Here is a 20322-nt window from a genome sequence, read left to right as displayed (position 1 = left end):
TCGGGTATCTAAGCCCAGTTAACTTTGAACAACAAAATGTCGCTTAATGGAGTGTCCAGTCTGGCTGGAGCAGATCACTAGTGTCATCTATTCCCCAAGACGTTGATTCAGAGAGAGTATCTTTGCTAGCAGCCAAACAAGAACTCACAATCAGCCCCTTTATATTGCGTCCTTTACTCTTAACCATTTCTGATACTTTTTTAATGGAAGCATCAGCTACGCACTTACCATCACCATGTCCACCGATGTAAAGTATTTGTATGTTCTCTTCCGTGTCAGTTAGGTGATTTAACGCATATTCCAACGAGTTATTATCGTAATAATCACATGAATAAATATTAAGCTGTGACTTTTTAGCATTTTTGTTCACATACTGCTTTATCCCTGTAAAAAAAGGGAGTCCAGTCGCTTGATCTCTGTTGTTTTTGAATGAAAACCAAGGCGCTTCGGCTACTAGTAGCGCGACATCTCTTTTCAATTTAAATACCTCTTAATCAAAATTGTTGGTGGCTTACTCTTCTTACTTGTCATGGTTCACCTAGTTAGTAGATTGGGGGGACGGTGAAATCCTATAAGTTGATATTACCTACATCTATGGCTAGTCACATTACTTATTCTAGGGAAAACTGCGAGTTTTCTCTGCTACTGAGTAAATACATTAACGCGAAGTGGGGCAATGATGAGTCAGCTAGGAAGAACAACTGACTCAAAAGTGGGCTAGTTAAGTTAACACTTAGCTATAGTTGTCATGATAGCCATCGATTGCTGGATGGTACTGTCTATCGTTTTCGAGGTCTAATGCTGTAGTTCTTTCATCATAGACATGGTTATTTACATATTCTCCATCGATGAAAAAGAATTCACGGTAGCAAGAGCCAAATTTCGAACCTATGCGCTCTTTCGCAATTTCATTAGCGTCTTCAATAGTCCAAGGATTGTTTCTGTTTCGTAAGAACTCAACACAGATGTATCCCCACTGGTGTAATTGCGAACCATAGCCTATATCCAAGTCACGGTGTTTAAGTTCAGCGAAACTTAGTATCCTTGCACCTATATCGGTTGCAAAGCCTTTATCGAGATACTCGGCCTTAAAGTTACGTCTAATAAGTTTGGGAGTGGTGCCTTCATACTCTAGCTCATTTACCATCAAATCATCATCAAATATAACCAATAGAGAGCTGTTTTGATTTGGATTAAGCTGTTTACCTCTATTCCCCTGAGCCATAGCGAACTCTTGATTAACCCCATCCATACCTTTATTTGCATTAACTATATTAGCTCTATGATTGTTAGCTTTTTTCGAATGCTGTAATAGCGAATGGTAGTTAGGGAAGCCAACTTCTCGTGCTGCTAATTCAAGTGCTTGGGTGTGCTTAACACCTAGTTCAACTTGAATCTTTTTAGCTAGTTTCTTGACATTTGAAATGAAAGATTGAGTAATATTCATGATCTTATATACCTAGACGAAAAGCTAAGTAAATCCACTCCTAATTTTCTTCTTCCCGCCGAAATAAATAAGAAAAAATATATAATTTAGGATTATGGTTCTCGAAAGAGTTTGCCTTATTGGAGTGAGCAGGCTTCCATCCAGCCTTAATTTAACGATCTATCTCATACTAACTCATTAGTCAAACTAACAAAACCCATACCTTGAGGCATCACTTGGATAACAAAATCTAGTTCAAACTTCCATGATGAGATTGAACGAATCATCATTGCTAGCAAGGTTTGGGGCATAGGCTCGTTACAGCGGACGCAACAACTAAAGAATTGCTTTGAGTTGGAAAGCAACTGGTAAGGGTTTCTTACTTGTTGCCAGCACGAAATGGGGCAAGAACTACCGCTTTAAAAAGCTTGGGCGCTATCTTAAAAAGTACCTCGAAGCCTGAGATTAGTTCCACAAACTTGAATTGCTCCTCTTGAGCACATTTTGCTCTGAGAGGCTATTCGGTGAAGAGCCGAAACAAAAATAAGCAAAAATAGTGATTTAAATCACAATTAAGAGTTATTTTCCGCAGTTCCCCTCAATGTTCCCCCTGGGGAGAAGCACTAAGACAAAATTCCATACAAAACAAAACCTTAAAGAAATATCGAGAATCACTCTTAAATGCTTTGTTAGTTGCGTTCTTGCCACTCCGAACGCAACACCCCATATTTCACTGAATCGTAATACTCGCCTTCATAGTAACGTACTTTTCTTAGCCTTGCTTCTTGTTGAAAACCCAACTTCAGCGCCAGAGACATCATGCGCGGATTGCCTGACCATGTTGTCAAACCAACCCTTTCGATTGTGTTATTTTTGAACAAGTATGATATCCATTGAGGAAGGGCCAACGCAGCAATACCTTGCCCCCAAAACTTAGAATCGTAGATCACCACACCAGCTTCAAGCCAGCGAGTTTCTTCACATTCCCAATAACAACTGACTGTCCCTATCGGAGTATCATCGACAGTGATTAACTGTAAATCTGAGCCGACTAATAACCGTTGAAACGAAGACTTTTCAAACTGCTTTAATGAAGGGTGAGAGTACGGAAAATATGGACCATTAAACTGAGTCCATGCATCGTTTGAAGTAACCAAAGCATGGATTGATTCCAGTTCACTTGATTTTGCTCGTCTAATACTGATTCGTTTTTCTTCCACGATACTTCCCTATTCTTTGAAGCAAACTAACGCCGCATTAAGGTGTGAGCAACGCTACCACGAAACTTAACCATACCACCATAAACACAAAACCCAACACTGGAATGAAAAGTTCCAAGCGTTGGGAATCACTCTTAAATGCTTTGTTAGCTGTCTAATTTTGACTCTAAAAGGCTAACCAACCACTCATTAATAGAAGAATTAAGATCTTCTTTATCTTGGTAAATAATTATTTGAGAAGAAGACAAATCAAAGGTTATATCTTTTTCGCTTCGAGATATTAATATAACATCTTTACCTAACGCATGAGCAATACCAAGCTCGTAAAATACATTAGGATTTCGCCCTGAAATATTTGCAACAACAAGTTTCGAGCTTAACATTTCCTTAATGATATGGGGTAACAAGTTATTTTGGACTTTGACATCATCACCTCTAGTACAAGTATATTTATGTCTTCCAAATGCCTCTTTAACCCATTGATAGTCTTTATCGTATTCATCATTGAAAGGAGTTAAAACAAAGACGGTCTTACTTTTAACCTCAACATCCTTACTTACACCCATCCTTTCTAGAAAGTCATCAGCGCTATCTTTGCGGATTTTCTGGTTACCACCTATTACTAGATGATTGACACTTTCAAAACGATCTTGACTCATAGTCATTCTGGCATTGAGTTTAGCAATTTCAACTTCTAGATCTTTACGATAGCTATCCTTACTGTACTCTTTTGATTTTAAGTAAGAAGCTAGCAATCCCCTTATAGAAACAAAACCTACCGCAATCATAAGCATTGTCGGCATTGACTGGATTAGCGTTTCAATCGCAAGGCTATTAATGTCAATCATTTTGCAACCTCGCTGACTTGCATAACTAAAATTGAGAAATGAAGCATATAAGCAGACACTATAAATGATAAGAAAAGATAAGCGTTCGCTCTTTTTGAGTTCAATTGGGTTATATTGTCTACCTCTAGATAATTGTAAATGCCAATTGATACACCCAATACGAACAGACCAAGCATTGCCATTGACAATAACCCAATAGCATGAACTGGTTGAAGTACTGCAGATGCAAATACGAATGAACACGCTACTGTTTTAATTTCAATAGGCAACACAATTAATGAGCGATAAAAGTTAAGCCCAGAAATTCGCTTGTACACAAAACATTTCATAAGAAATGTCATTAGCAGTAGGCCTATCGGAAACAGCCAGCTACCTCCAGTCAAGATAGCACTAGAAAACTTACTGATAAGTCCAGGCATTTCACTTTGTTCAAAAGTCCCCAATCCTACATCCCATAGCGTATAAATTATTAATAATAAAGATGATTTTAACGAAAAAACTTCGATTTGTCACAAAATTTGCCATCGAGTGATGTAGACTGCTAACGCCGCATTAAGGTGTGAGCAGCGCTTGGTTATACTTGAGCGAAGCGAAAGCGCCAAGCGTTGCGAATCACTCTTAAATGCTTTGTTATACCCGTACTCAAGGTAACTGCTTGATCGCAACGACTAAGGCTGCAATACCTACAACTAAGCCTGATAGCCCAAGCCAATGAGTCTTAAACCATACCCTAACTGGATAAGCCAACTTACTAGCCGCTAAAAACCCTGAATCAGTAAACACAAAACTCATACCATCTCTCTTGATGTAGCCCAGTTCATCCATCCTCATAACATAAGCTGCATAGTTAACTTTTGGTATAGATCTTTGCCTATCAACTACTTCAGGCACTTGAACTTCCATGTCACGATAAAAGGCATGAAACTTATATCTGTTTAGATCAAGTACCCCATCATTCTCTTGTTCAACGATACGATGATAGAGGGTAAGCATCACTTTTTTCAGGACTTTTTCACTAACCACATACGATTTCAATACCAACTCCTTTCAAGGGTATAACGCTTTCTATACGGCGACTTGCCGTCTTTCTGGCAGGCTACCGCCTTCTTTCTTATCAAAAGCGCTATCAATCGTAGCACTTATCTGTATGAAACAAATAGAAAAACAGTATGAATATGTGTGGTGGCGCGCGCAATTAGGCGGCGCACAGCACGCTAATTTCAAAAGTGGTGATACATTAACGGAACTGTGTAAATAAACAGGTTAATTTATCATGAAAAGTCAGTTTTTACTTAGTGTAAAAGAGCACATGCTTACTCGTCATTATGCGAATAAAACTATCGAAAGTTATCTATTTTGGATAAAACGTTTTATCACTTTTCACCAGCTCGCCCACCCATCAACACTAGCAGAAGATGATGTCATTCAATTTCTGAGTTACTTAGCGGTAGAAGAAAAAGTTGCGGTAAAAACGCAAGCTTTGGCGCTGAACTCAATATCATTTTTATATCGTGATTATTTTAAAACCCCACTATCACTTGATATGAGATTTCAGAAATCCTTGACCGAAAAGAAACTTCCCGTTGTGTTAACCAGGGAGGAGATCCGAAGATTCGTTCAGCATATCGACCCGAGGTATAGACTCCATATTCAGCTACTTTACGGCTCCGGGCTTCGAGTTATGGAATGTTTACGCTTAAGAGTTCAAGACATCGATTATGATTATGGTGCAGTTCGCGTTTGGCAAGGAAAAGGAGGTAAAAATCGTACAGTCACATTAGCCAAAGAACTACATGAACCACTCAAAGCTCAAGTTAATTTAGCAAGAAACTACTACTTTAAAGATAGGCACATGCCTGGTTATGCGGGCGTATACATCTCTGAAGGTTTACGACGTAAATACCCAAAAGCGGAGCTAGATTTTAACTGGCACTTTTTGTTTCCATCAACAAAGTTAAGCGCAGATCGAGACACTGGTGAATTGAGAAGGCATCATATCAATGAAAGCGCAATACAAAGAGCAGTAAAGCGCGCGGCAAGCGACGCAAGCATTGAGAAAACTGTAACTTGCCACACACTAAGACACAGTTTTGCCACGCACTTATTGGAATCTGGCGCAGACATTAGAACTGTTCAGGAACAATTAGGGCATACTGATGTAAAAACCACGCAAATCTATACTCACGTTATCGAGCGCGGGGCTGGTGGTGTGTTGAGTCCATTATCCAGCCTTTAGAAAAACAAAGCCACCTCGAAAGGTGGCTTTGTTTTATAACTCTTTATTGACGAACACCGAGTTTCACATTGCCTTTTGAATCAAACCAAAGTGCTTGCGAACGGCGACGTCCTATTAGTATCGGACCATCATCATAAAAGAGAAAGTTCTTCCAGTGCTTTTTAAAAATAGACCATTTCGTTTCGATGACATTGTACTTCTCGTAGCAAAAGTAAACGGTTACATCGTCTTGCCAATCGATATGTGCCTCAGCTTCCGCTGGCATGTCAGGATCATCCGACTCCCACGCAGCCATCCAATCCACAGTTTCAGACCAATTCGCCTCGTTCATTGGCCAGTCTTGGGAACTTAGTCTATCCATATCAGGGCTTTGAGCACTGATATTTTCTTTCCAAAATTGTGCTGAGCGGGCTTGGCTCATCGGCTTAATAAAAGCCAAATCTTCTTCTGGCACAGGCATCGACTGATGCGTAAAAATCCATTTTCTTTGGTATTCGTCCAAAGGCAAATAAGACATTCAGTCTCCTTTATTACGATTTCAGCCAACCTTTCTCTGTGGCTTCTTCAATCAACTCTTTCGCTTTGTCCCATAAGGTAACAGAGCCAAATTCAATTCGTTTATTAATGGTAAGTGCTTGTTCGCGTGAGACACCATGTTCCTTCCAACTCTGACCATTATTATGGTAGTTCAAGAGCATTGGAATTAACCGATCGAGTGCTTTTGCATACTTAGCATCATCGGTCTGCGCGGCTTCAAATTCATGCCAAAGCGCCAATAGCTCTTGCTCCTGATCGCTGGGTAACATACCAAACAAGCGCTCTGCAGCTCTAATTTCTTTTTCTGCTTGCTCTTGAGACGCAGCAGTATCATAAACAAAGGTATCGCCCGCGTCGATCTCTACTACGTCATGTATCAATAACATTTTCATCACTCGGCAAATATCAACAGGTGCATTCGCATGCTCTTCCATCAATATTGCCATCAGTGCGACATGCCAACTATGCTCACCACTATTTTCGAGGCGCCCTTCAGCACTTTTAACTCGAGTTCGGCGCAAAATGCTTTTGAGTTTATCGAGCTCGATTACAAGTGCTAACTGCTTTTCCAATCGTTCCATACTATCGCCCTTCTTGCTGCCAATTCGGATTAATAAGCGACGTTAGAACGTGGTCTTGCCACTCACCATTAATCAAAAGGTAATCTTTTGCATACCCTTCTCGGTTGAACCCTACATGCTCTAGCACAGATTCACTGCGTTTATTGTGAGGCATGTAGCCAGCTTGAATACGATGCAGTTTCTGAACGTTAAACATGTAGTCGCAAGCCATGGTTAATCCACGACGCATATAACCATGCCCTTGCGCTTTTTCAGCGAGAGAATATCCGACGTTACAAGAATAAAAAGGAAAACGACTCAAACTACTAAAGGATATCGTACCTAGCATTTCACCCGAAGAGGCTCTGACTAAAAGGCAATAATACCCCAATCCCATTCGATGCAGCTCATTGAGCTTGATAAGCTTTTGCAACCAACCGTTCACTGAGAAAAAAGCCTCTTCACGTTTCGGTTCAAACGGTTTCAGGTATTCTCGGTTCGCTTGAAAATATTCGGCAATCATATCTGCGTCACCGATTTCAGCGGTACGAAGAAGCAAGTCACCGTCCAACATATGAACGGCGATAGATGAGCTGTTATCTTCCATTACAAATGATTAATTCCGTCTTTTCGTTCAATTCGATTAATTCTTACGGATACCGTAATCACGCAGTTTGTTAGCGATTGAGGTATGCGATACATTTAAGCGCTTAGCAAGCTTACGGCTTGATGGGAATGACTGATACAAACGTTCCAGAACTTGAGATTCATAATCACGCATGATCTCATCCAAAGAACCGTCGATGTTAAGCGTTGCACTACCAGCGCCGACTGACTGAGGCTGAGGTAAATTGAAGTGACCCGCGTTTAGTATATCACCATCCATTTCCGTGAGCGCTCGAAGAACCATGTTATCCAGCTGGCGCATGTTTCCTGGCCACTGATAATTTGCAAGGGCATCAACTAGACCATCATCAAACTCTGGCTTATCAATCCCAAGCTGTTGAGCATGTTTCGCCACAAACAACTCAAGCAATGGTGCAACGTCGTTTGAGCGCTTACGTAACGGAGGAATGCTGAGCGTAAGTACGTTGAGACGATAATACAAATCTTCACGGAACATTCCTGCTTCAGAAAGCTCGGCAAGGTTATGTTTTGTTGAAGCGATGATACGAACATCGACATGCATCTCATCTTCTGCACCGACACGACGGAAATTACCATCCTGTAGAAAACGTAACAGCTTGATTTGAAGGTGCGAACTCATTTCACCGATTTCATCAAGAAATACCGTGCCGCCATTTGCTTGCTCAAAGATGCCTTTGTGGCCTTGTTCATGATTGAATGAACCCGGCGCATGACCAAAAAGTTCGGTTTCTGCTACATCGTCAGGCATCGAAGCACAACTCAAAACTAGGAATGGCTTGCTCGCGCGGCTAGAACGGCTGTGGCAAGCTTTAGCAAGCATTTCTTTACCAGTCCCCGTTTCGCCCTCAATCAACAATGGTTGGTCAAGCACAGACAGCTTTTTAGCTTGGTTCATTAGTGCTTTATGACGGTTCGATATACCAACAAAGTGCTCAAAACCCAGAGGATTATGCAGCGGTAGTGCTTCTTCAATTCTGGCAACTTGCTGACTAGAGCGAATCGTCATTAGAGTACTCGCTAGAGTCGAGTTTTGCGCTTCGTCTCGGATATAAACGGGCATCAACTCTAGAACATAGTCCAAGCCATCAATCACAAGGTTTTCCCGCGTTCGACCATTAACACCTTCAGACCAACGAGAGAAACGAACACTTGGTAACAAAGCACCGATTTGAGTACCAATCACTTCTTGCTTGTGAAGGCCAAGCAATGAAAGTGCAGACATGTTTGCCATGTCTACGGCACCTTTAAGATCAATGGCAAAAACCGGATCGGGCAAGTTATCAACTAACGAGAGCAGCTCCGTATTGTGGCGCTCCATCGGCATAAACTGGATTTTACGTACGTCTTTCACCCCCGGAATACGGCGGATTTCAGCCATCAGCTCACTAAACGTATCAAAATCAATATCCGGGCAATTCAAATAGATAATACCGCTAATATCGATTTCGATACCACGCAAGTCGATGCTTTTAGACGCTAAAATATCGAGCAGTTCTCGGGTCAAGCCGAGTCGATCTTCACATAAGACTTCAAGACGCACTAAAAATATCCCAATTCACAACTGTCAGGAAAAGTTGACAGTAGTTTCTATCATGCTTGGAATGGCGTCAAGCAATCCTATCCATCAAAGTTGATATTCGTTACGGTTTCATCGTAATTGATGCAACTTTCGCCGCCACTGCCTTGCGTATGGTGCCCAACTTAACCTGACGGTCAGGATACCAGGGTAGTGGACGCAATAAGGTCATCGCTTTCAAGCCCAAACGTGCCGTTAGAATACCAACACCTAGCCCCTGCCCTGCACGAGCAGAAACTTTGCCAGCAAGATCCATCGACATCAAATCCATACTGGCATCAATAGCGAGCTCACTGGCTCCAGCCGCCGCCATATTGACAAATACCGCTCTTAGTAACTTGATGCGAGAGGCATAACCTAGCTCTACCCCATATACTTTGGAGAGGTTGTCGATCATTTTGAAATTTCTCCACGCCACCAGCAACATATCAGCGGCAGCCAGAGGGCTCACGGCAACTAGGGCCGCACACTCGGTTGCGTGCTGTGATACGATTTTCGTTGCCAACTTGTCTTGTTGGCTCACCACCATCGAGTCATACATATCAAGAATTTCAGCGTCACTATGAGCAGGGTTAATACTGTTCTGCCAACGATCAAAGCCCGGATTCTCTGCCATCACACCACTTTGTTCTGCTACGGTTTCACAAAAGGCTTTCCCTTTCCCAACGCTCTCACTATTAACAAGTGCTTCTGCTTCTTCTTGAACACTAAAATGATTTCGTAGTTTTCGTAGTTTCCAAAGCTCTTTACCCATAGCTCCTAAACCAAGCGAAGCGATCGCAGCAATAAACCCCGTCCAGCTTAAGGCCAGCCAATCAGAAGCCTGAATTGCGGTTATAACCGAGTCCACCGCTTGCCAGCCAACCAGACCAGCAAAAGTTGCAAATGCGCCAGTCGCAAGCCATTTTCTGCCCGATTTTGGACGAATGACATGCTCGAGTTGCAATTCCTGTTCGGTCTCCTGGTGCGCTTCTTTAACTTCAACTGGTACAAATGTTTCTTTTTCGCCGAATGTTTGCTGCGCCGTCAATTCCGGTTGATTCGATTGCTGATCTTTTTCCATTACCTTTTCAGAGAAAACTTGTTTTTGCTTCAACTCACTCATTTCAATTTATCTCCAATCAGGTAATCCAGTGCTTTGTCTAAGCGTATGTGCTTCACTGGCTCATCATTCGGTGAGGGCATCGGACGAAACGACGTAAAATCAAACCCGTTGTTTTGCCAATAAGCTGCATTTGGTAGCTTTTTCGGCACCTCTCCGGGAAACATAGTCATCGGCTCACCACCCAATGTTGTTCCTTGTAACGCCGGGATGGTCTTATCTCCAGAGGAAATAAACCCCGTCGTGGTTGCTTGGATGGAAGCGATACTCATGCAGCTCATCTCAATATTCTCGTAGGCTGCCGTTTGCCATGCTGGATGCACCATTTGTTGGAGCAGAGACACCAAATTTGGGTGCTGATCGGGCGTGATATGATCCGCTTTTGTAGCAGCAAACAACACTTTGTCGATTTTTGGTGAGAACAAACGACGCAAAAAGCTACTACGACCATAACGGAAGCTATGCATGATCTGTTCTAGCGCTTGGCGCATGTCGTAAAACGCTTCATCACCAGCATTGAGAGGCTGCAAACAATCCACCAGTACAATCTGGCGATCGAAGGTCGCAAAATGATGCTTATAAAACGCTTTCACTACTTTTTGTTGGTATTCCTGAAAACGGGCTTCTAGCATCGCTAAGTTACTGCCCTTGGGCGCTTTGCTTTCCGAATCAGCACGACACGGAAAAAACTGTAGCACCGGCGCGCCTGCTAGCTCACCAGGTAATACAAAGCGGCCAGGCTGAACCCAATGAAGGCCAGAGTCTTTACAAGAATGAAGGTACTCTGTGTATGTGTGTGCAACTTTCTCAAGTAGTTTCTCATTCACTTCTGTAAAGAGATCCACTTTCTCCAGTTCAGAAAGCCAAGCTTTGGCTAAATCGCCACGCTGGCCTTTAAGTGCATCAAACTGAGTTTGCGACCACGTTGCAAAGTCCATGTCCAATAAAGGCAGGTCGAGCAACCACTCTCCTGGATAGTCGATAATATCAACATTTAAAATTGCGGTTTTACTCAACAGCTTTTTCGTGGTTTTATTTGGTTTGTACTTGAGCGCTAAGCGAATCTCACTCACATCACGTGTCTGTACTGGCCACTGAGGTGGAGTCGCATGAATTTGGCTCATCGCCTCATCGTAAGCAAAGCGTGGCACCATCATATTCGATTGAGGCTCACGTTTCGCCCCAATAAGGCGCTTATCTCTAGCCGCAGTCAAAAGAGGCAAATTGTCATGGGTTGCAGTATGAAGAAGCTGATTCACTAATGACGTGATGAATGCCGTCTTACCGGCACGAGAAAGTCCGGTGACAGCAATTCGAACATTAGAGTCCATACCTCTGTTGATAAAGTCATTAACTTCTTTCTTTATTCTCTTCATTACGCTTCTTTATCTTACTCCACTTTAAAACAACGTTGTCAGCGACTTCGAATTTCGAGCTACGAATACTGTTCTATCCCGAATTCTATGAGTTTAACTTTATATACCTTAATAAAAGATGAACAAAACATCCGGCTTGATGCTGTATTAAAAAAAGAAAAGCCCCTGAGTGGTTCAGAGGCTTACTTAATCTACAGCATTAGTAACTCTATATGCGCTGATTACTATGTTAAACAGGAACCCGCTTTCTTTAAGCCTAGTCGTCTTCGATCAACTTATAGATAACAAATAGAGCGATTTCTAAAATCAGCCACAACACACATGTGATGGTCACGTACTTTTCATCAAAGATGCTGATACCGTGAAGAATCAAGTCATAGCCAACAAAGCCACCTATCACTACAGCAAGAATAATTTGTAGAATCTGAATAAAACGAGGCATGCCGTCTCCTAATTATTGTTCGCATAACGTTTGATTGCTATGCCTAAAGGTTTATATCCTTAATTATATAGACAAAAAGTGCAGGTTTCGCTGCACTTTTGTCAATTGTTTGCTAGGTAAATCAGCACCTTGTCACATTCTCTCTGCTGAGACGCAGCAAGATTGCCCTTTGCCTTATGCTTCCATCTCTTGAATTTTCACTTTCCAAGTGTCTGGACCAATTTGGTGCGCGTTAACACCATTTGAGTCGACAGCCACTGTTACTGGCATATCTTCAACTTCAAATTCGTAAATCGCTTCCATACCTAAATCTTCAAATGCGACAACGCGAGCTTTCTTGATCGCTTTCGCCACCAAGTACGCAGCGCCACCGACAGCCATTAGGTAAACCGCTTTGTGATTCTTGATAGATTCAACCGTTGCAGAGCCACGCTCAGCTTTACCGATCATGCCCATGATGCCGGTCTTTTCTAGCATCATGTCGGTGAATTTATCCATACGCGTAGATGTTGTTGGGCCAGCAGGACCAACGACTTCATCACCAACTGCATCGACAGGGCCTACGTAGTAAATGAACTTACCGTTTAGATCTACGCCTTCAGGTAGACCTTCACCGTTATCTAGCATGCCTTGAATACGTTTATGCGCAGCATCACGACCAGTCAGAATTTTACCTGATAGAAGAACCGTTTCGCCTGTCTTCCACTCTTGTACTTCTTCTTTAGTAATTGTGTCTAAGTTTACGCGACGCGTATTTTCGCCCGCTTCCCAAGTAATGTCTGGCCAATCTTCTAGTTTAGGTGGTGTTAGCTCTGCTGGGCCGCTACCATCAAGCGTGAAGTGTACGTGACGAGTCGCCGCACAGTTCGGGATCAAACAAACAGGCTTAGAAGCCGCGTGCGTTGGCGCAGTTTTGATTTTAACGTCGACAACAGTCGTCAAACCGCCAAGACCTTGCGCACCGATACCAAGTTTGTTCACGCGATTGAAGATATCCAAACGAAGCTCTTCTTCTGCGTTTTGTGGGCCACGGTCAATAAGCTCTTGAATATCGATGTGTTCCATTAGAGATTCTTTTGCCAATACCGCTGCTTTTTCAGCCGTACCGCCGATACCAATGCCAAGCATGCCAGGAGGACACCAGCCCGCCCCCATTGTTGGTAGCGTTTTTTCTACCCACTCAGCAATATCGTCAGATGGGTTTAGCATCACCATCTTAGTTTTGTTTTCGCTACCGCCGCCCTTCGCAGCGATCTGAATTTCAACTTTATCGCCCGGAACCATGTTGATATGTACGACGGCAGGCGTGTTGTCTTTGGTATTAATACGTTTACCAGCAGGGTCCATAAGTACTGACGCACGCAACGGGTTATCAGGGTTCGTGTACGCTTGTCGAACACCTTCATCTACCATCTGCTGAACCGTCATGTCGGTCGAATCCCATTGCACGCCCATACCGATGTTGACGAAGCACGTCACAATACCAGTATCCTGACAAATTGGACGGTGACCTTCTGCGGACATTCGAGAGTTAATTAAGATCTGAGCAATCGCGTCTTTAGCGGCTTGGCTCTCTTCGCGGTGATAGGCTTTTTCAAGAGCTTGAACAAAGTCTAGCGGGTGGTAGTAAGAAATATACTGTAGCGCATCAGCGACACTGCTGATCACATCCTGCTTGCGTATTACCGTCATTACATGCCTCGTTATAGTTATGCTTCCATTATTGGCTTGGCTTCAATCGTGTTTGTTGAGCTTATTGCTCTTTTGAGCTTCGTTTTTTATAAACAATTGTCGAACGGCTGATATCGACACACGAAACGCTGAAGTTGCCTACTTGTAAACCATCTCAAAACCCTATGAATAGAGGGAGTTTGGCTACACAGAGGAATATGATACTCTTGCTGCCCATGACATGCCATGCAGTGAACGATCTCTTTGTCACAAATTACACAAATGAACAACATGGACAATCAATTCATTGATTTTAAAGCGCTGGAATACGCACCAGAGTTTGCTCTTCACCTTTTTTCTCGCATTCAACACCAGCCTTGGGCGATGTTGCTGCGTTCTGCATCAAAAACGCATATCGATAGCCGCTTCGATGTATTGGTTGCCAACCCAATTGCAACGTTAGAAACCACTGCCGACAACACACAAGTTGAAACGCCATCGAATGCCTATTCAACTCAAGATGACCCATTTGCGCTGCTTCATCAGATGCAAGAACAGTGGCTTCCTCACGTAGAGTTAAATAAAGAATTGGATTTGCCTTTTGTCGGCGGTGCGCTAGGTTACTTCAGTTACGATTTAGGTCGCCGCGTAGAAACGATGCCAGAAGTGGCAGAAAAAGATCTCAACACGCCGGATATGGCGGTAGGTCTGTATGAATGGGCCGTCGTTGTTGACCACAAGCTTAAAAAAGCATGCTTAGTCGGTCAGAACATCGAGCAAGCTTGGCAATGGTTAAACGAGCAAAAAGCAGAACAAACCGTTGACTTCGCTTTGTCTGGTGCTTGGCAGTCAAACATGACAAAAGAGAGCTACGCCACTCGCTTTGACAAGGTGCAAGAATACTTGTTGAGCGGTGACTGTTATCAGATCAATTTGGCGCAACGCTTTAACGCACCGTATCAAGGCAGTGAGTGGCAAGCGTATCTAAAATTAGAGTCCGCCAACCAAGCGCCATTTTCCGCTTTTATCCGTATGCCTGAGTCTTCGATTTTGAGTATCTCTCCAGAGCGCTTTTTAGAGCTCAAAGATCGCGTCATTGAAACAAAACCAATCAAAGGTACTCGCCCACGCAGCGAAGATCCAAAGAAAGATAACGCTAATGCCCATGACTTGCAGACAGCGGAAAAAGATCAGGCAGAAAACCTGATGATTGTCGATTTGCTGCGTAATGATATTGGTCGGGTTGCATCACCGGGTAGCGTTCACGTGCCAAAGTTGTTCGATATTGAAAGCTTCCCTGCCGTGCATCATTTGGTGAGCACCATTCGTGCAAATTTGGATGAACAATACGCTCCTGCGGATTTGCTGCGAGCGTGTTTTCCAGGCGGTTCAATTACGGGAGCACCTAAAGTTCGCGCAATGCAGATTATTGAAGAACTGGAGCCGCATCGACGCAGCGCGTATTGCGGCAGTATTGGCTACATTTCACGCCATGGTCGTATGGACACCAGCATTACTATCCGAACTCTTGTAGCGGAAAAAAACAAACTTTACGCTTGGGCTGGCGGCGGCGTCGTGGCAGATAGCGATTGCGCCTCTGAGTATCAAGAAACGTTGGATAAGCTTTCAAAGATTTTGCCAGCGCTGCAATCGTAGATTTCAACCGCGGACAACGTCGCTTAATGCTAGTGACGAAAACAATCTAAAACGCCTCTAGAACGGATAATGCCGCTCGTTTAACAGCGAGTGGCATATTTCTGTATCTCATCACCCTGCACAGCGACGAAGGAGCGTGATACAGGTTCTTCTATTCAAGCACTTTGTGGTCAAATTTGTTTCATTACCCGCTCATCGTGCTGCTACTAGATTCTTAGTCTCGCCAAGGCTCGCTAGAATGACCCAAAAAACATCGTTAAATGATCGGCATTATCATGTACTTTAGCTTTTAGCCGTTGGCCAACAAAAATTCTTTTTTAAAAGGAAGCGTCTACTGCTCAAGCCACTTACACATAATCTGTTCAATATCGGTTGCGGTGTACGGCTTAGTGAGGATGTCGTCCATGCCTGAATCAATACACTTTTGACGCTCTTCGATGGTAGTGCCAGCGGTTAATGCAATAATAGGATGAGTAAAGCCACGCTCTCTCAGATACATCGTCGCCTCATAACCATCCATTTCAGGCATTCGGCAGTCCATGAATATCAGTTCGTAGTCTTTACTTTTCACCGCTTCTAATGCTTCTTTGCCGTTGGCTTTTAAATCAGGTGTAATGTCGAGTTTTTTCAGCATTTGAGTAACAATGACTTGATTCATTCTGATGTCATCAACCACTAATATTGAGCGTCCTGCTAAATCGCTTCGCTCTATGGTGACCAATTCCCCCTCTGCTGTGCCTTGTGCTTGCCCTTCCTCAAGAGGAATAGCAACTTTAAAAGTTGTCCCTTTGCGCTCTTCACTCTCAAAGCTAATTTGACCTTGCATCAAATCCACGAGATTTTTACAAATCGCGAGACCTAAACCTGAACCTTCAAAGCTGCGTTTCGCCGAGCGATCAACTTGGACAAATGGATCAAATAGTGACGGCTGTGCTTTTATTGGGATGCCAATACCAGTGTCTTCAACCTCAAAATAAGCCGTGCCGTTAAGCCATTCCACACGTAACACGACACCACCCAAGTGAGTAAACTTAATCGCGTTTCCCACCAAGTTAACCAAAATTTGTGTAATGCGCTCTAAGTCACCGACTAAAAATTCCGGGATCCCCAGCTTTTTGTCGATAGAGAAATGGATACGTTTTTCCGCAGCCTTAGCGGCAAATACACCCATGATGGCTTTTTCAAGCTCCTCCCAGGCAAAAACTTTATGTATGATTTCCATCATACCGGCATTCATCTTACTGAAATCAAGAAGATCATTAATGATAACTCTCAATAAGTCCCCTGATTGAGTCAAATTGCTCAAGTATTGACGCTGCTCTTCTTCTAATTGGGTTCGACTCAATAACTCCGCACTACCCAATACGCCATTGAGAGGAGTTCGCAGCTCATGGTTAATCATGGCGACAAACTCCTTCGTCGCTTTTTCTGATTCCTCAGCCCGCTTTCTCAGCTCGACCTCTCGCTCTAAACTTAAGTGTCGACCAATAACACCATGAACTAAGTCAGACACGAGCTCCATCTGTTTGGAAATAAAAGACTGATCGATTTGATCTTGCAACACAGAGAAAATCAACTCCCCAACCGTTTCCCCATCAATGATAACTGGCAAATGCAAATTCTCTCCCTGCCAATTAGGAGTGGTGAAAATCTCGTTGTTATGACGAAGCTGTAAGTGACCAAAGTGATGACGACGTAATGAGCTCAGCTTTGTAGCGTCAAGAAACAAGTAAGCCGCAGAAATGATCGAGTTAGAAGTGAGCTGCTCAATAAAGCTCGCTATCATTGCTTCATCGAACGTGCTCGATAAAAAAGTACGACCGAACTTAATCAACGTGGCATCAATTTGCTCTTCAAACTCAAACTTACGCAGATCCTTTTTAGATTTCAGCTCCAGCTTTTTCAATGCAACACTGAGTTGCTGGTTGGATTCATATAACTCTAAGCTTTTCTGTTCCAACAGCTGCTCAGCTGCTTTTCTTGATGCAACTTCTCGTTTGAGTTTCCTTTCTAATGAGGAACTTCCCGTCATATCGTTCTTATTGAGCCTCTAACCAAAAACGTACTTTGCTGCCATCTTCTGACTGGTTTTGATGTTTGATATGAACTACCTCACCAAAATGTGCAGCACAACCTTTTATCAATCCTAAGCATACGTGAGACATACATCTTGCGCTGTGGTAGTCAAATACCAATTGGGATTGGTTTTCACTAATGAAATCAAATTGCGGAGGGTTAGCATCAGGATAGAGCTTCTTAACTTCGACATGAATAAAATCTTCAACATGGCGAACAAATTGAAACGTCGTTTCACACTGTTGCAAACTGGCGTGACTAGGAATAGAGCGAAGTAAATTCAAAAAGACGCACTCTCCAAACACCTCTTGCAGTTGCTCGGGGGGAACACCAGATACTTTACTGAGATTCACGATCAACTTAACTAAGTCTTTGTGATCGTAACTACCAACAGCGGTGTAAACACCTTCATCGTTAGAAAGATCGAGAACTTGGTCTAACACATCAAGACCGAATTTCTCTTCCACTAACTCCATGAACTCGGTGAAAATAATCCCTTTCATTGGCCAATACTTGCCCTATAGTGACGTCCTAAAATAAAGAATGGTGTATAACCTTATAAGTTTCAAATTAATATGTTCAAGTAGAGTGAGACACACGACACAAAGAGGGAAAGTGCTGGCGAGTGTTTTAATGCGAATGCTTTATTTGGTAACCAGTAACGATAACGCCATACGCTTTGCCGTCTTTGAGTATAATAAATAATGGTTAGGCACGATAAATAAGGACTCAGTTTGGTTATCGACAAAACTCATTTACTACAGAACTTTCAATTTCGGCTTCCAACGGGCTACCACAAAGAGTCCCTTGCACGACTGAAATGGATGAAAGAAAAGTCCCTGAGAGATGCGGCAGTCTTAATCGGTTTTGTGGAACGCGATGACGGGTTACAAGTCATTCTGACTAAGCGTGCAGCCCACTTACGCCATCATCCGGGACAAATCAGCTTTCCCGGTGGCAAATATGAGCAGGAAGATATTCAGCTCGTGAATACCGCTTTAAGAGAAACCAAAGAAGAAGTTGGGATAGAAGATGAGCATATTCATGTGTTTGGTCAACTGCCTACACTACCAACGATTAGTCAGTTTAATGTGACACCTTTTTTGGCTTTTGTTTCTCCGGAATATAAAACGCATATTGACCCAAATGAAGTAGAGTCAGTTTTTGAGGTTCCTGCCAACCATATTCTGAACCCCAAAAAATTGTATAGCACCAAATTTGACCTAAAAAGAAGCAGTCATCGTGTATTTGCTATCCCATATAGACAGCATTTCATCTGGGGCATGACGGCACAAATTATCGAATCAATGCAAAAACATATTATTTCACATTAAACAGTTGTTGATATCGGTGCTTTTATAGGCGCGATCATTATGCGCATCAATATTAATAAAACGTTGCTTCATAAACATTCATTCACATTAGATTAATTTTCCATTTTCACCGCAAACGCTTGCGGTGAAATAAATTTATACAAACAGCCCTATTGATAAGTTTTTCTAATTTTACTCATTAGCAGAAATCACGAGTAGCACATCATTTTCGTGATAAAAAGCAGGTTTTTGACATATCATTCAATAAGCGTAAGCAATAAATGATTTAGATCTAATTTTCCTAGTGTAAAATCTTGCAAAATTACTCCCGACTTATTTCCTGTTCCCAAAATGAGTAACTAAAAAATGAATACAACTACTTCTGCGGTTTCTACCGCACAATCGTCTAGTAAGTTTTCTTACAAAGACTTTACCTGGTGTCTGTCCCTTTTTGGTACGGCAGTAGGTGCAGGTGTACTGTTCCTTCCTATTAAAGCAGGTGCAGGTGGCTTCTGGCCATTAGTAATCCTAGCCCTAATTGCAGCACCAATGACTTGGTTCGCACACAAATCTTTAGCTCGTTTCGTTCTTTCTGCGAAAAACCCTGAAGCGGACATCACCGACACAGTAGAAGAGCACTTTGGTAAGACTGGCGCAAACCTTATTACGTTCGCTTACTTCTTCGCTATCTACCCAATCGTACTTATCTACGGTGTTGGTATCACAAACACAGTTGACTCTTTCCTAGTTAACCAAATGGGCATGGAATCTATTCCTCGCTGGCTACTTTCTGGTACGCTTATTGCTGCAATGACAGCAGGTGTAGTATTCGGTAAAGAGCTTATGCTGAAAGCAACTTCAGCAATGGTTTACCCTCTCGTGTTCATCCTACTAGCATTGTCTGTATACCTAATTCCTGGTTGGAACACTTCAATGATGGAAGTGTCGCCTGACTGGGGTGCAATGCCAGCTATCGTATGGCTAGCAATCCCTGTTATTGTGTTCTCTTTCAACCACAGCCCAATCATTTCTCAGTTCTCTAAAGAGCAACGTCGTGTATACGGTGATGACGCAGTTAAGAAAACTGACGCTATCACTGGTGGCGCAGCAATGATGCTGATGGGCTTTGTTATGTTCTTCGTTTTCTCTGTTGTACTTTCTCTGTCTCCAGAGCAACTAGCAACAGCGCAAGAGCAAAACATCTCTGTTCTTTCTTACCTAGCAAACGTGCATGAATCTCCACTGATCTCTTACATGGGTCCATTGGTTGCTTTCGCAGCGATCACCTCTAGCTACTTTGGCCACTTCTTAGGTGCGCACGAAGGTCTAGTTGGTCTAGTGAAATCTCGTTCAAAATCACCAGTAAGCAAGATCGAGAAGATGTCTCTAATCTTCATTGTAATCACAACTTGGATCGTTGCTATCGTTAACCCAAGCATCCTAGGTATGATTGAAACAATGGGTGCACCGATGATTGCGGCAATCCTATTCTTGATGCCAATCTTCGCAATGCAAAAAGTTCCTGCGATGGCTAAGTACAAAACTTCAGCACCTGTGCAAATTTTCACAGCAATCTGTGGTCTTGCTGCAATTAGTTCTGTAATCTACGGCGCTCTTTAATCATCTCTGCCCGTT

At 42.8% G+C, this 20322-nt stretch carries 19 protein-coding genes; 4 read left to right on the top strand and 15 right to left on the bottom strand.

Annotated features, from left to right (window positions below):
- Positions 1–43: 43 nt before the first annotated feature.
- The 5 genes from R7E78_RS11505 to R7E78_RS11485 form a co-directional block, all read right to left on the bottom strand.
- Entirely contained in the window at positions 44–478 is a 435-nt protein-coding gene (locus R7E78_RS11505) for a hypothetical protein (protein ID WP_318057882.1), read from the bottom strand.
- Positions 479–733: 255 nt separating this feature from the next.
- Complete coding sequence (locus tag R7E78_RS11500) at positions 734–1447, bottom strand: hypothetical protein (RefSeq protein ID WP_065871652.1); 714 nt, start codon at positions 1445–1447, stop codon at positions 734–736.
- 668 nt (positions 1448–2115) lie between these two features.
- Positions 2116–2646, bottom strand: a complete 531-nt coding sequence (locus tag R7E78_RS11495) for a GNAT family N-acetyltransferase (RefSeq protein WP_140315880.1) — start codon at positions 2644–2646, stop codon at positions 2116–2118.
- A gap of 146 nt (positions 2647–2792) precedes the next feature.
- On the bottom strand, positions 2793–3494 hold the full coding sequence (locus tag R7E78_RS11490) for a hypothetical protein (RefSeq protein ID WP_213879641.1): 702 nt from the start codon (positions 3492–3494) through the stop codon (positions 2793–2795).
- 642 nt (positions 3495–4136) lie between these two features.
- The gene (locus R7E78_RS11485) at positions 4137–4529 is read right to left on the bottom strand and encodes a hypothetical protein (RefSeq protein ID WP_262640756.1); all 393 of its coding nucleotides are present in this window, start codon (positions 4527–4529) and stop codon (positions 4137–4139) included.
- Positions 4530–4767: 238 nt separating this feature from the next.
- Between R7E78_RS11485 and R7E78_RS11480 the strand changes: the two genes are divergently transcribed.
- Complete coding sequence (locus tag R7E78_RS11480; protein WP_017636093.1) at positions 4768–5730, top strand: integron integrase; 963 nt, start codon at positions 4768–4770, stop codon at positions 5728–5730.
- Between the two features lie 43 nt (positions 5731–5773).
- Here the strand turns inward: R7E78_RS11480 and R7E78_RS11475 are convergent, their stop codons facing one another.
- The 8 genes from R7E78_RS11475 to R7E78_RS11440 form a co-directional block, all read right to left on the bottom strand.
- Complete coding sequence (locus R7E78_RS11475) at positions 5774–6247, bottom strand: DUF2947 domain-containing protein (RefSeq protein ID WP_017636094.1); 474 nt, start codon at positions 6245–6247, stop codon at positions 5774–5776.
- A 13-nt stretch (positions 6248–6260) separates the two neighbouring features.
- On the bottom strand, positions 6261–6848 hold the full coding sequence (locus R7E78_RS11470) for an HD domain-containing protein (RefSeq protein ID WP_005376917.1): 588 nt from the start codon (positions 6846–6848) through the stop codon (positions 6261–6263).
- Between the two features lies 1 nt (position 6849).
- Entirely contained in the window at positions 6850–7434 is a 585-nt protein-coding gene (gene rimJ, locus R7E78_RS11465; RefSeq protein WP_025767303.1) for a ribosomal protein S5-alanine N-acetyltransferase, read from the bottom strand.
- A gap of 36 nt (positions 7435–7470) precedes the next feature.
- Positions 7471–9015, bottom strand: coding sequence for a transcriptional regulator TyrR (gene tyrR, locus R7E78_RS11460; RefSeq protein ID WP_047103197.1), 1545 nt, complete (start codon positions 9013–9015; stop codon positions 7471–7473).
- Between the two features lie 100 nt (positions 9016–9115).
- On the bottom strand, positions 9116–10156 hold the full coding sequence (locus R7E78_RS11455) for a YcjF family protein (protein ID WP_017636096.1): 1041 nt from the start codon (positions 10154–10156) through the stop codon (positions 9116–9118).
- Complete coding sequence (locus R7E78_RS11450) at positions 10153–11529, bottom strand: YcjX family protein (protein ID WP_318057881.1); 1377 nt, start codon at positions 11527–11529, stop codon at positions 10153–10155. Before R7E78_RS11450 ends, R7E78_RS11455 begins: the two co-directional genes overlap by 4 nt.
- 256 nt (positions 11530–11785) lie before the next feature.
- Positions 11786–11971 (bottom strand): hypothetical protein, encoded by a 186-nt coding sequence (locus R7E78_RS11445; protein ID WP_005376906.1) that lies wholly within the window; start codon positions 11969–11971, stop codon positions 11786–11788.
- Positions 11972–12145: 174 nt separating this feature from the next.
- Positions 12146–13663: a fumarate hydratase gene (locus tag R7E78_RS11440; RefSeq protein ID WP_029795937.1), complete on the bottom strand. Its 1518-nt coding sequence runs from the start codon at positions 13661–13663 to the stop codon at positions 12146–12148.
- A 270-nt stretch (positions 13664–13933) separates the two neighbouring features.
- Here R7E78_RS11440 and pabB point away from each other — a divergent pair, with 270 nt between their 5' ends.
- Positions 13934–15298 (top strand): aminodeoxychorismate synthase component I, encoded by a 1365-nt coding sequence (gene pabB, locus R7E78_RS11435; RefSeq protein ID WP_042522775.1) that lies wholly within the window; start codon positions 13934–13936, stop codon positions 15296–15298.
- Positions 15299–15629: 331 nt separating this feature from the next.
- Here the strand turns inward: pabB and R7E78_RS11430 are convergent, their stop codons facing one another.
- Both R7E78_RS11430 and R7E78_RS11425 read right to left on the bottom strand, forming a co-directional pair.
- On the bottom strand, positions 15630–17330 hold the full coding sequence (locus R7E78_RS11430; protein ID WP_005376903.1) for an ATP-binding protein: 1701 nt from the start codon (positions 17328–17330) through the stop codon (positions 15630–15632).
- A 7-nt stretch (positions 17331–17337) separates the two neighbouring features.
- Entirely contained in the window at positions 17338–17877 is a 540-nt protein-coding gene (locus R7E78_RS11425) for a heme NO-binding domain-containing protein (protein WP_005388282.1), read from the bottom strand.
- A 231-nt stretch (positions 17878–18108) separates the two neighbouring features.
- On the opposite strand from R7E78_RS11425, the gene R7E78_RS11420 reads away from it, so the two are divergent.
- Both R7E78_RS11420 and R7E78_RS11415 read left to right on the top strand, forming a co-directional pair.
- Positions 18109–18708: a CoA pyrophosphatase gene (locus R7E78_RS11420; protein ID WP_005376901.1), complete on the top strand. Its 600-nt coding sequence runs from the start codon at positions 18109–18111 to the stop codon at positions 18706–18708.
- A gap of 345 nt (positions 18709–19053) precedes the next feature.
- Positions 19054–20307: an aromatic amino acid transport family protein gene (locus R7E78_RS11415; protein WP_047103208.1), complete on the top strand. Its 1254-nt coding sequence runs from the start codon at positions 19054–19056 to the stop codon at positions 20305–20307.
- Positions 20308–20322: the final 15 nt, after the last annotated feature.

This window comes from Vibrio sp. YT-19(2023), from assembly GCF_033337395.1.
Note: the sequence above shows the minus strand (reverse complement) of the source record. Positions and strands in the feature narration are given on the sequence as shown.

Coding starts and splice junctions, on each gene's coding strand:
- R7E78_RS11455 (WP_017636096.1), bottom strand. CDS start 10,156: ATGAGTGAGTTGAAGCAAAAACAAGTTTTCTCTGAAAAGGTAATGGAA.
- R7E78_RS11500 (WP_065871652.1), bottom strand. CDS start 1,447: ATGAATATTACTCAATCTTTCATTTCAAATGTCAAGAAACTAGCTAAA.
- R7E78_RS11445 (WP_005376906.1), bottom strand. CDS start 11,971: ATGCCTCGTTTTATTCAGATTCTACAAATTATTCTTGCTGTAGTGATA.
- R7E78_RS11425 (WP_005388282.1), bottom strand. CDS start 17,877: ATGAAAGGGATTATTTTCACCGAGTTCATGGAGTTAGTGGAAGAGAAA.
- R7E78_RS11430 (WP_005376903.1), bottom strand. CDS start 17,330: ATGACGGGAAGTTCCTCATTAGAAAGGAAACTCAAACGAGAAGTTGCA.
- pabB (WP_042522775.1), top strand. CDS start 13,934: ATGGACAATCAATTCATTGATTTTAAAGCGCTGGAATACGCACCAGAG.
- R7E78_RS11415 (WP_047103208.1), top strand. CDS start 19,054: ATGAATACAACTACTTCTGCGGTTTCTACCGCACAATCGTCTAGTAAG.
- R7E78_RS11490 (WP_213879641.1), bottom strand. CDS start 3,494: ATGATTGACATTAATAGCCTTGCGATTGAAACGCTAATCCAGTCAATG.
- R7E78_RS11470 (WP_005376917.1), bottom strand. CDS start 6,848: ATGGAACGATTGGAAAAGCAGTTAGCACTTGTAATCGAGCTCGATAAA.
- R7E78_RS11480 (WP_017636093.1), top strand. CDS start 4,768: ATGAAAAGTCAGTTTTTACTTAGTGTAAAAGAGCACATGCTTACTCGT.
- R7E78_RS11440 (WP_029795937.1), bottom strand. CDS start 13,663: ATGACGGTAATACGCAAGCAGGATGTGATCAGCAGTGTCGCTGATGCG.
- rimJ (WP_025767303.1), bottom strand. CDS start 7,434: ATGGAAGATAACAGCTCATCTATCGCCGTTCATATGTTGGACGGTGAC.
- R7E78_RS11475 (WP_017636094.1), bottom strand. CDS start 6,247: ATGTCTTATTTGCCTTTGGACGAATACCAAAGAAAATGGATTTTTACG.
- R7E78_RS11450 (WP_318057881.1), bottom strand. CDS start 11,529: ATGAAGAGAATAAAGAAAGAAGTTAATGACTTTATCAACAGAGGTATG.